Raw genomic sequence first — 17092 nt, 5'->3', positions numbered from 1 at the left:
GGAATCTACATAGAGTTTCATGAAAACAGTTGCAAACTGTTCATATTTTGTTATGATAGTGTTACGAAAACGTTTGCATAAATTTTAATGGGATGCAAAAGGAGAGAATGATTATGAATAAGACATGGTGGAAAGAAGCGGTTGCTTATCAAATTTATCCACGTAGCTTTATGGATTCAAATGGCGATGGTATTGGAGATTTACAAGGTATTATTGCAAAACTGGATTATTTAAAAGATTTAGGTATAGATGTAATTTGGATTTGTCCAATGTATAAATCGCCTAATGATGATAATGGTTATGATATTAGTGATTACCAAGATATTATGGATGAATTTGGTGCGATGGAAGATTTTGATGCGTTACTAGATGAAGTTCATAAGCGCGATATGAAGCTTATTATTGATTTAGTTATTAATCATACAAGTGATGAACATCCGTGGTTTATTGAATCACGTTCTTCTAAAGACAATCCGAAGCGTGATTGGTATATTTGGCGTGATGGTAAAGATGGCGTGGAACCAAACAATTGGGAAAGTATCTTTAATGGTTCTGCATGGGAATATGATGAGGTGACAGAGCAATATTATTTACATTTATTCTCGCGTAAACAACCAGATTTGAACTGGGAGAATAAAGAAGTTCGTGAAGTTTTATATGATACTGTTAATTGGTGGCTTGATAAAGGTATTGATGGTTTCCGTGTTGATGCGATCAGCCATATTAAGAAGGAAGATGGCTTGAAGGATATGCCAAATCCAAAAGAATTAAAATATGTACCATCTTTTGATAAGCATATGAATGTCAATGGTATTCAGCCTTTACTAGAAGAATTAAAAGAAAACACATTTGCTAAATACGATATTATGACTGTTGGGGAAGCAAATGGTGTGAAAGTTGAAGATGCTGATCTTTGGGTTGGAGAAGAGAACGGTAAATTCAATATGGTATTCCAATTTGAGCATTTAAGCTTATGGGATGCAGAAAAGAAGAAAGATCTTGATGTTGTTGAGTTGAAAAAAGTATTAACAAAGTGGCAAAAAGGTTTAGAAAATAAGGGCTGGAATGCTTTATACATTGAGAATCATGATAAGCCACGTATTGTGTCTACTTGGGGAAATGATAAAGAGTACTGGCGTGAAAGTGCAACAGCTTTAGGAGCGATGTATTTCTTTATGCACGGTACACCGTTTATTTATCAAGGACAAGAAATTGGTATGACGAATGTTCAGTTCCAAAATATTGAAGATTATGATGATGTAGCAATTAAAAATTTATATCGCGAGAAAATTGCAGAAGGAGTATCTCATCAAGATATGATGGAAATTATATGGGCTTCTTGCCGTGATAATTCACGTACACCTATGCAGTGGAATGCTGAAAATAATGCTGGCTTCACAACAGGAACACCTTGGTTTGGGATGAATCCAAACTACAAGGAAATTAATGTTGAAAAGCAGAAAAATGAAGAGGACTCTATTTTCAATTTCTATAAAAAAATGATTGCCTTGAAAAAAGAGCACGATGTATTGAATTATGGTACGTATGATTTAATTTTAGAAGATGATTCGCAAATTTACGCATATACTCGTACATTGCAGGGTGAAAAAGTAATTGTAATTAGTAACATTTCAAACCAGGAAGCTGTATATAATGAGAGTACATTCGCACTAGAACGCAAACGTTTGCTCTTAAATAACTATGAAGTTGCCGAACATGATCAATTAACTACAATTACGTTAAAACCTTATGAAACAAGGGTTTATCGCATTTCATAATAAAAAAGGATGCTCTTTGAGCATCTTTTTTTATTAAAAAAAATAAATTTCTATTGCAATGTGAAAACGCTTTTATTAAAATAGATTTATGAAAACGGTTGCGTAACAAAAAAGAAGGGATGTAAGGAATCGTTTTCATAAGAGAAATAGAAATTATAATTCAAATCATTATGTTGTTATAAATAAAGGGGAGGAAGAACAGATGAAAATTACGTCTTTTGATTTTTGGCAAAAGTTCGGGAAAGCGTTATTAGTTGTTGTAGCTGTAATGCCAGCAGCTGGTTTAATGATTTCCATCGGTAAGTTAATTGGGATGTCTGCTGGGGATATTAACGCAGTTCATACAATTGCTCGAGTAATGGAAGACATCGGTTGGGCAATTATTACAAATCTACACATTTTATTCGCAGTAGCAATTGGGGGATCTTGGGCGAAGGATCGCGCAGGTGGTGCGTTTGCAGCGCTATTAGCATTCGTCTTAACAAACCGAATTACAGGAGCTATATTTGGTGTAAACCCTCAAATGTTAACGGATTCAAAAGCGACAGTTTCTTCGGTATTAGCAGGAGATTTACTTGTAAAAGATTATTTCACTTCTGTACTTGGTGCACCAGCATTAAACATGGGAGTTTTCGTAGGGATTATTACTGGTTTCTTAGGAGCTACTTTATACAACAAATACTATAACTATAATAAACTACCACAGGCATTAGCATTCTTTAATGGAAAACGCTTCGTACCATTCGTTGTAATTGTTTGGTCTACAGTTACTGCGATTGTATTATCACTTTTATGGCCATTTATCCAAAGTGGATTAAATGAATTTGGTCGCTGGATTGCAGCATCTAAAGATAGTGCACCAGTTGTTGCACCATTTGTATATGGAACATTAGAACGTTTATTATTACCGTTTGGATTACATCATATGTTAACAATTCCGATGAACTACACAGAGCTAGGCGGAACATATACGATGTTAACTGGTTCAAAGGTTGGACAAGTTGTAGCAGGACAGGATCCATTATGGCTTGCATGGATTACAGATTTAAATAACTTGTTAGCAAATGGAGACACGAAAGCGTATAATGATTTATTAAATAATGTTGTACCAGCTCGTTTCAAAGCTGGGCAAGTTATCGGTTCAACAGCAGCATTAATGGGTATTGCGTTTGCAATGTTCCGTAACGTTGATAAAGATAAGCGTGCAAAGTATAAACCGATGTTCTTATCAGCAGCATTAGCAGTATTCTTAACAGGTGTTACAGAACCAATTGAATTCATGTTCATGTTTATTGCGCCAGTATTATATGTTGTGTATGCAATTACAACAGGACTTGCATTCGCATTAGCAGATTTAATTAATTTACGTGTTCATGCATTTGGATTTATTGAGTTAATTACACGTACACCAATGATGGTCAATGCAGGTTTAACGAGAGATTTAATCAACTTTGTCATTGTTTCATTAGTGTTCTTCGGTCTTAACTTTACATTATTCAACTTCTTAATTAAAAAATTCAATTTACCAACACCAGGGCGTGCAGGTAACTATATTGATAATGAAGATGAGTCATCAGAAGGAACAGGAAATGTACAAGATGGTTCATTAGCAACAAAGGTTATTGATTTATTGGGCGGAAAAGATAATATTGCTGACGTAGATGCTTGTATGACACGTTTACGTGTAACGGTAAAAAATTTAGACGTTGTTGCACCAGAAGCACAGTGGAAACAAAATGGTGCTTTAGGACTTATCGTAAAAGATAAAGGTGTACAAGCAGTATATGGCCCGAAAGCTGACGTATTAAAGTCAGACATTCAAGATATGTTAGGTGCGTAATAATATGAAATTGCTAACTTTAAATTGTCACTCTTGGCAAGAAGAGAATCAAATTGAAAAAATAAAGTATCTTGCCAAGGTAATTCAAGAAGAAGATTATGATGTGATCGCATTGCAAGAAGTAAGTCAATCTATACAAGCTGAAAATGTATGCGGTAACAAGAAAAAAGATAATTTTGGACTATTACTACTAGAAGAGTTAAGAGCCTTACATGTAAAAGAGTACAATATTATTTGGGACTTCTCTCATATTGGATATGATGTGTACGAGGAAGGATTAGCAATTATAACAAAGCATAACGTTGTAAAAGAAGATACGTTCTTTATTTCAGAAAATAAGGATACAGCGTATTGGAAAACACGCAAAATTGTAAGTGCAACAATTGCTTATAATGGTAAGAAGATAACGTTTTACTCTTGTCATCTCGGTTGGTGGAATGATGAAGAAGAATCATTCAAAGGCCAGGTCGATCGTTTAATAGAGCGTGTAGATAGCAATGAACTCTCCTTCTTAATGGGTGATTTTAATAACAATGCTCGCCTGCAAGGAGAGGGTTATGAGTATATTATGAAAAAAGGTTTATATGACACATATGAACTAGCAATGGAGAAGGATGAAGGAACAACTGTCCAAGGTGAGATTGCTGGTTGGGATGAAAATAAACAAAACTTACGAATCGATCTAATATTATGTAACCAAAGTAAAACGGTTAGTTCTTCAAAAGTTATTTTTAATGATACAAATCGAAATGTAATTTCAGATCATTTCGGTGTAGAGGTACAATTAGATATATAATAGAAGAAATCCTCACAGATAATAAAAAGCTGTGAGGATTTTTTTGATGAATACAAGTATTTCCAAGAGAAAATACTTGTACTTTTTATGACATTTCCTATATATTTGTTATTATTGAATGTAAAACTAATTTGGTCATTTTGTATGCATACTTTTTTTACTTCGTTATATAATGAAGTAGGTGAAATATTTTATGGGAAAAAATAGTGCATTTTCGTTTAATCCACGATGTAGAAAGTGATATAATTGCAAAATGTATGTATCATTTTCTAAAGAAGGAAAAATATATAATTAGGTGATAGCTTATATGAAACAGATTTGGCGTATTTATAAGACAGATTTACGGAATGTAGCCAAACATTGGGCTGCAATTGTTATTGTATTAGGTTTGATGGTTCTACCATCGTTATATGCATGGTTTAACATTAAAGCCTCTTGGGATCCTTACGGAAATACGAAAGGAATCCAGATTGCAGTTTCTAACCAAGATGTTGGGTCAAATTTAAGAGGGAAAGATATTAACATAGGGAAAGAAATTGTAGATTCACTTAAGAAGGACAAAAATTTTGGTTGGAAGTTTGTCGATGAAAAGCAAGCAATTTATGGAGTAGAGCGTGGAGATTATTCCGCAAGTATTACTATTCCAAAAGATTTTTCTGAAAAGATTGCAACAGTCTTGAATGAAAATCCAGAGAAACCGGAAATTGAGTATTACGTAAATGAAAAGGTGAATGCCATTGCACCGAAGATTACAGCTAAAGGTGCATCAGGCCTTACTGAAGAAATTAGTAAAAACTTTGTTAAAACAGCAAACGGTGAGATTTTTGAAATCTTCAATGACCTTGGAATCGATTTAGAAACTAACTTACCGAGTATTGAGAAGGTCAAGGATCTTGTATTTAAGTTAGAAGCACAGTTCCCAGAAATGAATACACTCATGGATAAGGCGTTAGATGATGCAACTCGCGCGGAAGATGTTGTGAAAGTAGCGCAGAAAGAGTTACCAGTTGTAGAAAGTGTTATTAATGATGGGCAGGACGCACTCAAGAGTTTAGATACATTCTTTGCGAGAAATGACGAAACGTTGAAACGTGCTCCTGGAACTATTAAGAATAATTTAATTGTAATGCAAACAGGTTTGAATGGTGCGGCGGCAATTACGGATTTCTTAAAAAATCCATCTGTTGATTTCAATCTAGCACTTCCAGATCCATCTAAATTCCCAGTGTTACCTAATATAACTATTCCACAGATACCAGAACTACCGCAGGTGAATGGTCAATTGTATAAAGATATTGCTAAAAATATTGATCAAACTGTAAATAATGTATTCGGCTCAATACGTGTTGGAACAACTTATGCACAAGGAGTTATAAACGGGTTACAAAATGGTAATTTCGACCCAGAAAAAGCGAAACAAGATCTTAATAAGGTTTCTGAGAATCTTCAAGGTCGTGCGGATAGTGTTTCATATTTAATTGATGTCTTTACTAAATTTAAAGAATCTGCACCAACTGATTCTGGAAAAGACTTCTTCCAAAAACGAATAGATAAATTAACGAATCTTAAATCAGCTATAGAAAATGCAAATGGCGGCGTTAAAGATATCGCTAATATTATAGGTACAGGGCAAGAAGTGAAACAAGATGTAAGAGATGCTACTAATAAAAAGTTAGATGCAATAAATAGTTTAGTAAATCAAGCGGAGGCAGATTATAATGCAACGTTTGTAGCAGATTTTGAAAAAGCAGTAAGTACGGCTGAACAATTAAAAGATAAAGCTGGAAATGCGCAACAGAATTTAAATCAAGAAATAAAAAAAGTTAACGAGATATTAGACAATGGTAGAGAAGGCTATGATCAGGCTGTAAATAATTACGGCAGATTAAAAACAGAGCTTGAAAAAGCCAGAGAAGACTTAAGTAATAAAGGTGTCAACGGACTAGATTCTACAAAAGTAGCTTTAAATGATTTAAATGGCCAGTTTAAAGCGGGGCTAAATTTAGTTAACGATATGATTCCCGTTATGGAAAATGCGAATAAAGTTTTAGCAGATGTAAATAGTGATAAGAACATGAAGAACATGATTTCTAAACTGAATAAAGTAAAAGATGGTTTTCAAAAAGGAATCGATTTAACTGATAAAGGAATTGACGCTATTAATAAAGGTCAAAAACCAGCGGCAGATGTTATTGAGAGCATTAATGAAGTATCTAAAAATGTTTCGGGCCAAATAGGTGACATCTTAGCTAAATACGATTCAGAAATCGTTCCAAACTTTAATGAAGCAATTGCTCGTACAAAAGAGATGTCTAAAAACACGTCTCAAATTTTAAAAGAAGCAAACAAAAAGCTTCCAGATGTTAAAAAATTACTAGAAGATTCATCAAAAGGCTTAGTGGACGGTAGAAAGAAATTAGCAGATATTAAAGCTGAAATGCCGGAGACTGAGAAAAAGATTAAAGACTTAGCAAATAAAATTCGTGATTTTGAATCAGAAGAGGATATAAAAGACATCATACGTTTATTGAAAAATGATGTTGAAAAGCAAAGTGATTACTTCGCGAATCCAGTAAATTTAAAAGAGAATAAATTATTTGCGATGCCGAACTACGGTTCAGCGATGTCACCATTCTATACAGTGCTTGCACTATGGGTTGGTGCACTATTAATGGTTTCGTTATTAACAGTAGAAGTACATGAAGAGGGCGCGAATTATAAGAGCCATGAAATATACTTCGGACGTTTATTAACATTCTTAACGATAGGTCTTTCGCAAGCGTTTATCGTATCGATGGGGGATATATTCTTACTCGGTACGTACGTAGTCGATAAATTCTGGTTTGTGTTATTTAGTTTATTTATTGGGGGAGTCTTTGTTTGTATCGTATACTCACTCGTTTCTATTTTCGGAAACGTTGGGAAATCGATGGCGATCATCTTACTTGTACTGCAAGTAGCAGGATCGGGCGGAACATTCCCAATTCAAATGACACCACCGTTCTTCCAAGCAATTTATCCGTTCTTACCATTCACATATGCAATTAGTGCAATTCGTGAAACAGTAGGTGGAATGCTTTGGGATATAGTCATTAGAGATTTACTCGTGTTAAGTGCTTTCGTAGTAGTCATCGTTGTTGCTGCGATATTACTAAAAACACCAATTAACAAATCAAGTGAAAAGTTTGTTGAGAACGCAAAAGGAAGTAAAATTATTCATTAAAATAAAAGGTTCCTACCGAAATTGGTAGGAACCTTTTTGTATTTAAAAATAGGTTTAATCAAATTTTAATTTCTTTAATGCTTCTGCGAACGGATTGTTTAACGGTTCTTCTTCTTTCTGTTGTTGTTTCATATATTTTTGGACGTCACGTTTATCAGCTTTGTTGCCTGATTCTTTCTTACGTCTTTCTTGGAACGTAGAAAGTTTTTCGCGATAGCCACATTTACATGCGAAAATTTGGCCAGATCCTTCACCACGTAGTTCTAGTTTCTTTTTACACTGAGGGCAGCGTGCGTTTGTAGTGCGGGATACATTTTTACGATGACCACACTCGCGATCTTGGCATACAAGCATTTTACCTTTTTTACCGTTTACTTCTAACATTGGTTTACCGCAGTCTGGACAAGACTTCGTTGAGATATTGTCGTGTTTATATTTTTTATCGCTCGATTTAATTTCAGCAACAATTTCTTTCGTATAGTTTTTCATTTCTGAAATAAATACTTCTTTTTTTAATTTACCTTTTGCGATCGCTTCAAGTTTTTGCTCCCATTCACCAGTTAGTGTAGGAGATTTTAGTTCTTCTGGCACTAAATCAAGTAACTGACGCCCTTTTGATGTAATGTGAATGTCTTTACCACGTTTTTCAATTAAGAATGAATTGAAGAGCTTATCGATGATATCCGCACGTGTAGCTACAGTACCTAATCCACCAGTTGATTTTAATGTATCAGCAAGTTGTTTGTTTTGCGTATCCATGTATTTTGTTGGGTTTTCCATCGCTGAAAGTAACGTTGCTTCATTAAAACGTGCAGGTGCTTTCGTTTGACCTGATGTTTGGACAATTAGTTTTATGTTTAATGTATCGCCTTTTTCAATGCGAGGTAAGATTTGTTCTTTTAAATCGTCTACTGCATCATCATCTTCAAATCGATTTTCATATACTTCTTTCCAACCAGCATGCAAAATTGTTTTTCCGCGTGCGATGAACGTTTCATCACCAATTTTTGTGCGTAATGTTAGTTGTTCATATTCAAAGGCTGGGAATAAAACTGCTAAGAAACGTTTCACAACTAAATCATAAATTTTACGTTCTTTATCTGTGAAAGCTGAGAAATTTACATAGCTCTCTGTTGGGATAATTGCGTGATGATCGCTTACTTTACTATCATCAACAAATGATTTATTAGATTTTACAGGTTTTTGCAATACTTTATGCGCTAAAGGACGGTATTCTCCGACGCCACATGCCTTCAGACGCTCTGGAAGCGTTCCGACGATATCAGATGAAATGTAGCGTGAATCTGTACGAGGATACGTTAAAACTTTATGTTGCTCATATAGTTTTTGCATAATGTTTAATGTTTCTTTTGCAGAGTAACCAAAGATTTTATTCGCATCACGTTGTAGTTCAGTTAAATCGTAAAGACCAGGAGCGAACGACTTCTTTTGTTTCTTATCAATATCTACAACAGTAGCATTTTGCTTACTGATTTTATTCACAAGTGCATCAATTTTTTCTTTATTAAAGCTGCGACTATTTCCTTTTATATCCTGCCAAGTTAGCTTTAATCTCTCAGCTGTTTGAGCTTCGATACCGTAGTAAGTTTGAGCTTTAAAATTCTTTATTTCGTCTTCACGGCCTGCAATAATGGCTACAGTAGGTGTTTGGACACGACCACAATTTAGTTGGGCATTAAAGCGGGTAGTTAATGCTCGAGTCGCATTAAGACCGATATACCAGTCAGCTTCTGAACGTGCGACAGCTGAAGCGTATAAATTGTCATATGCTTTGCCAGGCTTTAAATTTGCGAAGCCATCTTTAATTGCTTTATCAGTAACCGATGAAATCCATAAACGCTTAATCGGTTTGTTCATTTTAACTTTATCGATAATCCAGCGCGCTACTAATTCACCTTCACGGCCAGCGTCTGTAGCTATAATGATTTCACTTACATCTTTTCTAAGTAGCTGGCTTTTCACAGCGTTAAATTGTTTTCCTGTTTGTTTAATTACCGTTAGTTTTAAACGCTCAGGTAGCATTGGTAAATCTTCTAAATTCCACTTTTTATATTTTACATCATAGCTTTCTGGATCTGCTAATGTAACGAGATGGCCTAAAGCCCAAGTAACAATATATTTACTACCTTCAAGGTAGCCGTTTCCTTTTTTATCACATTTCAGTACACGTGCGATATCACGTGCAACAGAAGGCTTTTCAGCAATTACAATACTTTTTGCCATTTTAAAAACATCCTTTCAAATTTCCATACGTTAAATATAGCATACATCTTTGCTGGATTCAGTTATGCTACAGGTTTGAAATATTTCCGATTAAATGAATGAGGGAGGATTTACGTATATAAATAAAAGTTTGATATAAATGTCAGATTTTTGAGTGTATACGTTGACATTGTAAATGAATTTCATTATCATTAAAGGGGGTTACCAAAATATTGCCAAAATAATATATGGGAAAGTTGATTAATACATATAAATTATGTTCTTAATTGATAATGAAATTCATTTTAACCATAAGAAGGCAAGAAAAGGTTTTACCAAAAGAGTTATGATTTCTATCATTCTATAAATAGATGAGGGGGATAAAATGATAGGATTATAATCTGTTTAAAATCAGATGATGGCGACAGAACATAATCTGCACCATGAATAACTATGAAAAAAAGATATTTGTTTATTATGCTTATTGTTTTATCGATTGCTTCTATTTTCATTGGTGTAAAAGATATAAGCCTCATGGATATTGTGCATTGGGATCAAGATAAAATGCAGGTGGTATTCATTAGTAGGTTGCCACGTTTAATCAGTATTATCGTTGCTGGTGTGAGCTTAAGTATAAGTGGCTTAATTATGCAGCAATTGAGCAGAAATAAATTTGTATCTCCGACAACTGCGGGTACGATGGATAGTGCGAAGCTTGGGGTGTTAGTGTCGTTAATGTTATTTACGACAGCGAGTCCTCTTGAGAAAATGCTTGTTGCATTTGTCTTTGCATTAGCTGGTACATTTTTATTTATGCAAATTTTAAAGAGAATTAAGTTTAAGGATGCGATATTTATTCCACTTGTAGGGATTATGTTTGGGAACATTATTAGTTCCGTTACAACATTCTTTGCTTATAAATATGACTTAATTCAAAATATCAATTCCTGGCTACAAGGTGACTTTTCAATGATTATGAAAGGAAGATATGAGATTTTATATTTAAGTATCCCGCTTGTAATCATCGCCTTTTTATATGCAAATCGTTTTACTGTTGCTGGAATGGGAGAAGACTTTGCTGCGAATTTAGGGATGAATTATAATCGAGTACTAAATATTGGACTTGTTATCGTTTCTTTAATTTCCGCGTTAGTTGTTTTAACTGTAGGAATGATTCCATTTTTAGGGCTTATTATTCCGAATATTGTTTCTATTTATCGCGGAGATAACTTGAAGAATAGCTTACCGAACACTGCCTTGCTAGGAGCAGTTTTCGTACTAGCTTGCGATATACTTGGCCGGGTCGTAATTTATCCGTACGAGATTTCTATTGGTCTTACAGTAGGAGTAATCGGAAGCGGAATTTTCCTTTATTTATTGATGAGGAGAAACGCATATGCAGCTTAGAAAACAAAGAAATTATAAGATGATTTTGGCATTACTAGCCATTGTATCAGTTATAGTCATTGGGATATTTTTATTTATTAACTTAAATATGAACACATTAGATTATGCCTTGCCGAGAAGAGGTAAGAAATTGTTAGCGATGATCATAACAGGCGGAGCGATTGCATTTTCGTCAATGATCTTCCAAACGATTAGTAATAACCGTATTTTAACACCGAGTGTTATCGGTTTAGATTCACTTTATATGTTTATTCAAACGTTTGTTGTATTTGTATTTGGATCACAACATTTCACGATGATGAACACAAACGTAAACTTCCTTATATCAGTAAGTTTAATGGTGATTTTCTCACTATTTCTTTATAAGTTTCTGTTTAAAAGAGAAGGGAATAATATTTACTTCCTACTTTTAATCGGATTAATATTCGGTACATTCTTCCAAAGTTTATCGTCCTTTATGCAAGTGCTCATTGATCCAAATGAGTTCCAAATTGTACAAGGGAAAATGTTTGCAAGTGTAAATAATGTAAAAACAGAGCTACTAGTAACGTCTATCATTGGAATTGTATTGGTTATTGCTTATGTGTATAAAGAGCTGAAATTATTAGATGTACTATCACTCGGAAGAGATGAGGCAATTAATTTAGGAGTAGATTATGACAAAGTCGTGAAGAAGCTTTTAATTGTAATTGCAATTTTAGTATCTATTTCCACAGCGTTAGTAGGACCCATTACATTTTTAGGACTGCTTGTAGTAAACGTTGCACGTGAATGTTTGCATACATACAAACACAAATATTTAATAATAGGTTCTATCCTTATTAGTATTATCGCCTTAGTAGGAGGACAATTGATTGTTGAAAGAGTGTTTGAATTTAACACGACTTTAAGTGTCATTGTTAACTTTGTTGGTGGCGTGTACTTCATTTATCTTCTATTAAAGGAGAGCAAGTCATGGTAGAAGTAAGAAACATATCAAAGCAATATGGTAATAAAAATGTTGTTGAAGATGTCTCTATTAAAATAGCAAAAGGAAAAATCACATCTTTTATTGGTCCAAATGGAGCAGGGAAAAGTACGGTTCTTTCTATGATTAGTAGGTTATTAAAAAAAGATGCTGGTGAAATCTACATTGAAGATAAAGAAATTGGGGAATGGAAGAGCGATGAGCTTGCTAAGAAAATCTCAATTTTAAAGCAAACGAATCATATTAATTTAAGGCTTAGCATTCGAGAATTAGTTAGTTTCGGTAGATTTCCATATTCACAAGGTAATCTGACAAAGGAAGACTGGAGCCATATTGAGGAAGCTATTCGCTATATGGAACTTGAGGACATCCAGCATAAGTATTTAGACCAACTCAGTGGTGGGCAGAGGCAAAGGGCGTATATCGCAATGGTTATTGCTCAAAATACAGAATACATTTTATTGGACGAGCCACTGAATAATCTAGATATGAAACATTCTGTACAAATTATGAAAGTACTGAGACGACTTGTTGAAGAGCTTGGAAAAACGGTTGTTATCGTAATTCATGATATTAATTTTGCTTCTTGTTATTCCGATCATATCGTTGCTTTGAAAGATGGAAAAGTAATGAAAGAAGGTCCAACGAGCGAAATTATTGATAAAGCTGTTTTAAAAGATATTTATGATATGGACATCCATATAGAAGAGATATCTGGAAACAACATTTGTATTTATTTTTCATAAGAGGAAGTTATTTTTGATGGTGTAAATGTGCTATCGATTTAAATAATTTTAAAAATTTTATTGAGGTGATTGAAGTGAAGAAATTAGCGATGCTATTATTAACTTTCATGCTTGCTATTGTCGCTGTGGCATGTAGTAATGGTGCTTCTACTGACAAGAAGACCGAGGCAAGTGAAAGTAAATCAAAAGAAATTACGATTAAGCACAAATTAGGCGAAACGAAAGTTAAAACGAATCCGAAAAACGTTGTAGTATTCGACTTCGGTTCATTAGATACATTAGATAAACTAGGTGTTGACGTGGCTGGTGTGCCGCAAAAAAGTGTACCAGAATACCTTTCTAAATATAAAGATAAAAAGTATAAAAACGTTGGTGGTTTAAAAGAACCAGACTTCGAAAAAATCAATGAAATGAATCCGGAATTAATTATCATTTCTGGACGTCAAGCTGATTCATATAAAGAATTCGAAAAAATTGCTCCAACAATTTACGTAGAACAAGATACAAAAGAATACATGAAATCATTTAAAGAAAACACAGAAACATTAGCGAAAATCTTCGATAAAGAAGATAAAGCGAAAAAAGAAATTGCAGCAGTTGAAAAAGACGTGGCAGAATTAAATGAAAAAGCGAAGAAAAGCGATAAAAAAGCTTTAGTTATTTTAGCGAACGATGGTCAAGTAAGTGCATACGGCCCTCAATCTCGCTTCGGTATTATTCATGATGTGTTTGGCGTAACTCCTGTTGACCCAGAAATTAAAGCAGATACACATGGTAATAAAGTTTCATTTGAGTACATCCTTGAGAAGAACCCTGATTACTTATTTGTAATTGATAGAGGCGTAGTAACTGGCGGGAAATCTTCTGCTAAGCAAGTTGTTGAAAATGAACTGGTAAGTAAAACAAACGCTGTGAAAAACAAAAACGTAGTTTACCTTGATGCAAACTACTGGTACTTATCTGGTGGCGGACTTGAGTCTGTATCAGCAATGGTGAAAGAAGTATCAAAAGCTATAAAATAATAGTATGAAAAGAGTGATAGGATTCCCTATCACTCTTTCTGTATAAGAAAGTAAAGAACTTGTTATTTCACTAGAATGAGAGTAGACTTTGAAGTAGTTGAATAAAAAGCACATGGGAGTTTGCGGATGCAAACTGAGAGTATGACTAACCCGTCATTGACCATTTGAACCTGTTGGATAATGCCAGCGTAGGGAGAGTGTAAAAGCACATGTTCAGACACTTTGCATACGCAAAGTGTCTTTTTGTGTATCTCCCATCATTAAAGTTAGGAGATGAATAGAATGAATGTACAAGAAATTAGTAAAATAGTGGAACTGGTAAGAGAGTCTAATCCACTCGTGCATAATATTACAAATGTCGTTGTAACAAACTTTACAGCAAACGGTTTGTTAGCATTAGGAGCATCGCCTGTAATGGCATATGCAAAAGAAGAAGTAGCAGAAATGGCTAGTATTGCTGGCGCACTCGTTTTAAATATGGGTACACTTCGCCCCGAAGAGGTAGAAGCGATGTTACTTGCTGGTAAATCAGCAAATATGAATCATGTACCAGTACTATTTGATCCAGTTGGTGCAGGAGCAACTTCTTATCGAACAGAAGTTGCAAGGCATATTCCAGCTGAAATAAATTTAGCGATAATTCGCGGAAATGCAGCAGAAATAGCTAATGTTATTAATGAAAAATGGGAAATCAAAGGTGTAGACGCTGGTACTGGAAATGGTAATGTCGTAAGTATTGCAAAACAGGCAGCGGATGAATTAAATACAGTTGCTGTGATCACTGGAAAAGAGGATATCATTACAGATGGAGAGCGGGTAGTTCTTATTCGCAATGGCCATAGCATTTTAACAAAAGTTACTGGAACAGGCTGTTTATTAACTTCTGTAATAGGAGCATTTGCAGCAGTTGAAAAAGATTATGTGAAGGCAGCTGTCGCAGCAGTAACATTTTATGGAGTAGCTGCGGAACTGGCAGCAGCCAAAACGGTAGAAAAAGGACCTGGTAGCTTCCAAATTGAGTTCTTAAATCAATTAGCGAATACAACTTCAGAGGATATTGAGAAGTATGGAAAGATTGAGTTTGTACAGTAAGGAGGGGAAATAGATGTCGCGTATTACAATGGATGAAATGTCTAAATTACTACCAGTATATTTTATTATGGGTAGTAACAATTGTACGAAGGAGCCACTGCAAGTATTGAGAGAGGCACTAGAAGGCGGTATAACACTTTTTCAATTTCGTGAAAAGGGAGAAGGGGCTTTAACTGGTGAGAAACGTATTCGTTTTGCGAAAGAACTACAAACACTTTGCAAAGAGTATAATGTGCCGTTTATTGTGAATGATGACGTTGAATTAGCTCTTGAATTAGATGCAGACGGTGTACATGTTGGACAAGATGATGAAGGAATAACATCTGTTCGTGAAAAAATGGGAGATAAAATTGTTGGAGTATCTACACATACAATTGAAGAAGCACGCTGGGCGATTGAAAACGGAGCTGATTATTTAGGAGTTGGTCCTATTTTCCCAACGAGTACGAAAAAAGATACGAAAGCAGTTCAAGGAACGAAAGGGCTAAAGTATTTTAGAGAACACGAGATTACAATACCGATTGTTGGTATTGGCGGAATTACAATTGAAAATACAGCTTCTGTTATAGATGCCGGTGCGGATGGTATTTCGGTTATTTCTGCGATTAGCTTAGCTGATTCTGCGTATGAAAGTACGAAGAAATTAGCTGATGAAGTAAATAAGAGTTTGTAAGAGAAGATCATGTAGCATAAAATGCTACGTGATCTTTTGTCGTATAAAACAAAATATGCCGCTTAAACTAGTATGTATAAACATATATTGTTTCGGAGGCGAAGGTATGATTGTATTCCAGGATATTATAACTGCTTATGAGAAAATGAAGGGTATTGTACATATGACACCGCTAGATTATTCGAGCACATTTAGTGAATTATCACAGAATGATGTTTATTTAAAGCTTGAGAATTTACAAAAGACAGGTTCCTTTAAAGTACGTGGCTCTTATAATAAAATGGTTTCTCTTGAAAAAGGTGATTTAGAAAATGGTGTTGTTGCGGCATCTGCTGGAAATCATGCACAAGGGGTTGCGTATTCTAGTAATATGCTCAGTATTCCTTGTACGATTGTAATGCCAAAAGGTGCACCGTTAAGTAAGGTGCTTGCGACGAAAAGGTATGGTGCTCATGTGGAATTACAAGGTGATGTATTTGACGATGCATTAGCTTACGCACTAGATTTAAAAGAGAAGACAGGAGCAAAATTTGTACATCCATTTGATGATGAAGCAGTAATTGCGGGTCAAGGGACAGTCGGATTGGAAATATTAAAACAGCTTGAAGACGTAGAAGCTGTTATTTGTCCTATTGGAGGCGGGGGATTAATTGCAGGAGTTGCGATGGCAATTAAAGAACAAAAACCATCAGTAAAAATATATGGTGTGCAGACACTTGCTTGTCCAGGAATGAAACAATCACTTGAGGAAAAGAAAGTAATAACGGTAGATTCGGCGCCAACCATGGCAGATGGAATTGCAGTTAAAAGGCCAGGATATTTAACTTTTGAACTTGTACAACGTTATGTGGATGATGTGTTTTGTGTAGATGAAATGGAAATCGCTCGGACGATGTTAATGCTTCTTGAGCGGAATAAATTGTTGGTCGAAGGGTCCGGTGCGAGTTCATTGGCTGCTTTGCTTTATCAAAAAATCCCAATAAGAGAAAAAAAGGTCGTATCCGTACTAAGCGGTGGAAATGTCGATGTAAACTTTATTTCACGTATTATTGAGCATGGAATGGTTGAAGCAGGGCGTTTCGTTCATATTGCGACAACGATTAAAGATAAGCCAGGGTATTTGCAACACTTACTCGAGGTTGTAACAAGTTTTGAAGCGAATGTATTAAATATATATTTAGAACGAATTGGTACAAAGGTATTTCCAGGATATGCGCAATTGCACTTATCATTAGAAACTAAAGATAGAAATCATATTGAAGAGGTATTGAGTGGTTTAAAAAAGAAAGGGTATGCTGTAGAAGTTATCGATTGAAAAGATTTAA

General features: G+C 34.9%; 12 protein-coding genes and 1 riboswitch. Of the genes, 11 read left to right on the top strand and 1 reads right to left on the bottom strand.

All coding sequences use genetic code 11. The features are described 5' to 3' along the window. Positions 1 to 113 precede the first annotated feature (113 nt). From U860_RS0124195 to U860_RS0124180, 4 genes are all read left to right on the top strand, one after another. Positions 114 to 1778 (top strand): alpha-glucosidase, encoded by a 1665-nt coding sequence (locus tag U860_RS0124195; RefSeq protein WP_025150537.1) that lies wholly within the window; start codon positions 114 to 116, stop codon positions 1776 to 1778. 202 nt (positions 1779 to 1980) lie between these two features. After that, the gene (locus tag U860_RS0124190) at positions 1981 to 3618 is read left to right on the top strand and encodes a PTS transporter subunit IIBC (RefSeq protein ID WP_025150536.1); all 1638 of its coding nucleotides are present in this window, start codon (positions 1981 to 1983) and stop codon (positions 3616 to 3618) included. Between the two features lie 4 nt (positions 3619 to 3622). Continuing rightward, complete coding sequence (locus tag U860_RS0124185; protein ID WP_025150535.1) at positions 3623 to 4414, top strand: endonuclease/exonuclease/phosphatase family protein; 792 nt, start codon at positions 3623 to 3625, stop codon at positions 4412 to 4414. A 307-nt stretch (positions 4415 to 4721) separates the two neighbouring features. Then, positions 4722 to 7637: a YhgE/Pip domain-containing protein gene (locus tag U860_RS0124180; RefSeq protein WP_025150534.1), complete on the top strand. Its 2916-nt coding sequence runs from the start codon at positions 4722 to 4724 to the stop codon at positions 7635 to 7637. Positions 7638 to 7691: 54 nt separating this feature from the next. On the opposite strand, the gene topB is transcribed toward U860_RS0124180, so the two are convergent. Next, the gene (topB, locus tag U860_RS0124175) at positions 7692 to 9881 is read right to left on the bottom strand and encodes a DNA topoisomerase III (RefSeq protein WP_025150533.1); all 2190 of its coding nucleotides are present in this window, start codon (positions 9879 to 9881) and stop codon (positions 7692 to 7694) included. Between the two features lie 432 nt (positions 9882 to 10313). Between topB and U860_RS0124170 the strand changes: the two genes are divergently transcribed. From U860_RS0124170 to ilvA, 7 genes are all read left to right on the top strand, one after another. Beyond that, entirely contained in the window at positions 10314 to 11267 is a 954-nt protein-coding gene (locus U860_RS0124170) for an ABC transporter permease (protein WP_025150532.1), read from the top strand. Further along, positions 11257 to 12228 carry an iron chelate uptake ABC transporter family permease subunit gene (locus U860_RS0124165; RefSeq protein ID WP_025150531.1) on the top strand — a complete coding sequence of 324 codons (972 nt, stop codon included), beginning with the start codon at positions 11257 to 11259 and terminating at the stop codon, positions 12226 to 12228. Before U860_RS0124170 ends, U860_RS0124165 begins: the two co-directional genes overlap by 11 nt. Then, positions 12222 to 12980, top strand: coding sequence for an ABC transporter ATP-binding protein (locus U860_RS0124160; RefSeq protein ID WP_002174674.1), 759 nt, complete (start codon positions 12222 to 12224; stop codon positions 12978 to 12980). Before U860_RS0124165 ends, U860_RS0124160 begins: the two co-directional genes overlap by 7 nt. A 74-nt stretch (positions 12981 to 13054) precedes the next feature. Beyond that, complete coding sequence (locus U860_RS0124155; RefSeq protein WP_025150530.1) at positions 13055 to 14002, top strand: siderophore ABC transporter substrate-binding protein; 948 nt, start codon at positions 13055 to 13057, stop codon at positions 14000 to 14002. 102 nt (positions 14003 to 14104) lie between these two features. Next, positions 14105 to 14214: riboswitch (TPP riboswitch) on the top strand. Positions 14215 to 14284: 70 nt separating this feature from the next. Next, positions 14285 to 15094 (top strand): hydroxyethylthiazole kinase, encoded by an 810-nt coding sequence (gene thiM / locus U860_RS0124150; RefSeq protein ID WP_025150529.1) that lies wholly within the window; start codon positions 14285 to 14287, stop codon positions 15092 to 15094. A gap of 13 nt (positions 15095 to 15107) precedes the next feature. Then, positions 15108 to 15767, top strand: coding sequence for a thiamine phosphate synthase (gene thiE, locus U860_RS0124145; protein WP_025150528.1), 660 nt, complete (start codon positions 15108 to 15110; stop codon positions 15765 to 15767). A 106-nt stretch (positions 15768 to 15873) separates the two neighbouring features. Then, entirely contained in the window at positions 15874 to 17082 is a 1209-nt protein-coding gene (ilvA, locus tag U860_RS0124140) for a threonine ammonia-lyase (RefSeq protein ID WP_025150527.1), read from the top strand. The last annotated feature ends 10 nt before the right edge of the window (positions 17083 to 17092 follow it).

The organism is Bacillus sp. H1a (genome assembly GCF_000633475.1).
GTDB lineage: Bacteria > Bacillota > Bacilli > Bacillales > Bacillaceae_G > Bacillus_A > Bacillus_A paramycoides.
The sequence above is the reverse complement of the archived record's forward strand: the minus strand, read 5'-3'. Positions and strand labels throughout refer to the sequence as shown.